Here is a 1,218-nt window from a genome sequence, read left to right on the forward strand (position 1 = left end):
ACGAGCTGCCGCTGTACGCCGGCGGCGCGCGGCAGCTCACCGCCTGGGTGGCGCGCGACCAGCGCGTACTGCGCCTGGCGCTGGTGCTGCCCGACGGCGACGCCACCGGCGACACGGTCTCGCTGGAGGTGAGCGACGCCCAGGCCGCCGCGGCCTGGCTGGGCGCCGCCTGAGGGCCGACCGGGCGGTATAGTTGCCCGGTTCGGGCTCGCCCCGCTTCCTCAACCCACCACCTACGACGGAGATCCACGTGGCCTACGAATGCATCGAGGTCCGCACCGAGGCGGACAAGGTCGGCGTCATCACGCTCGCCCGGCCCAAGCAGCTCAACGCCCTCAACGACCAGCTCATGGACGAGCTGGGCGCGGCGCTCAAGGCCTTCGACGCCGACGAGAAGATCGGCTGCATCATTGTGACTGGCAGCGAGAAGGCTTTCGCCGCCGGCGCGGACATCGGCGCCATGGCGAAATACAGCTTCGCCGACGCCTACAAGGGCGACTACATCACGCGCAACTGGGAAACCATTCGCTCCATCAGGAAGCCCGTGATCGCTGCCGTGAGCGGCTACGCCCTGGGCGGCGGCTGCGAGCTGGCGATGATGTGCGACTTCATCATCGCCGCCGACAACGCCAAGTTCGGCCAGCCGGAGATCAAGCTGGGCGTGATCCCCGGCGCCGGCGGCACGCAGCGCCTGCCGCGCGCCATCGGCAAGTCCAAGGCCATGGACATGGTGCTCACCGCCCGCATGATGGACGCCACCGAGGCTGAAGCGGCGGGCCTGGTGAGCCGCGTGGTGCCTTTGACTAAGCTGATGGAAGAAGCCCTCGGCGCGGCCATCGTGATCTGCGGCTTCTCGCAGGTCGCCGTCATGGCCGCGAAGGAAACCGTGAACCGCGCCTTCGAGGGCACGCTCTCGGACGGCCTGATGTTCGAGCGCCGGCTGTTCCATGCGCTGTTCGCCACGCAGGACCAGAAGGAAGGCATGGACGCCTTCGTGAACAAGCGCCAGGCGAACTTCACGCACCAATGATGGTGTTGCGCCGCGAGATTTTTGTTCTATAATTTGCGGCTTCGGTGGTATAGCTCAGTTGGTTAGAGCGCAGCATTCATAATGCTGATGTCCCAGGTTCAAGTCCCGGTACCACCACCAAATACGCAAAAAAGGCCTGGAGCATCTCCAGGCCTTTTTTGTTGCCGGCGGCCGGTGGGGCAGCCCCC

At 66.1% G+C, this 1,218-nt stretch carries 1 protein-coding gene and 1 tRNA gene; both read left to right on the forward strand.

From position 1 onward, the window contains the following. The first annotated feature begins 250 nt into the window (after positions 1–250). Positions 251–1,030 carry an enoyl-CoA hydratase gene (locus A612_RS03125; RefSeq protein ID WP_019373136.1) on the forward strand — a complete coding sequence of 260 codons (780 nt, stop codon included), beginning with the start codon at positions 251–253 and terminating at the stop codon, positions 1,028–1,030. A gap of 43 nt (positions 1,031–1,073) precedes the next feature. Further along, positions 1,074–1,150: transfer RNA gene (locus A612_RS03130), tRNA-Met, on the forward strand. Positions 1,151–1,218: the final 68 nt, after the last annotated feature.

The sequence above is a fragment of the Melaminivora alkalimesophila genome, assembly GCF_000282995.1.
Classification (GTDB): Bacteria; Pseudomonadota; Gammaproteobacteria; order Burkholderiales; family Burkholderiaceae_C; genus Melaminivora; species Melaminivora alkalimesophila.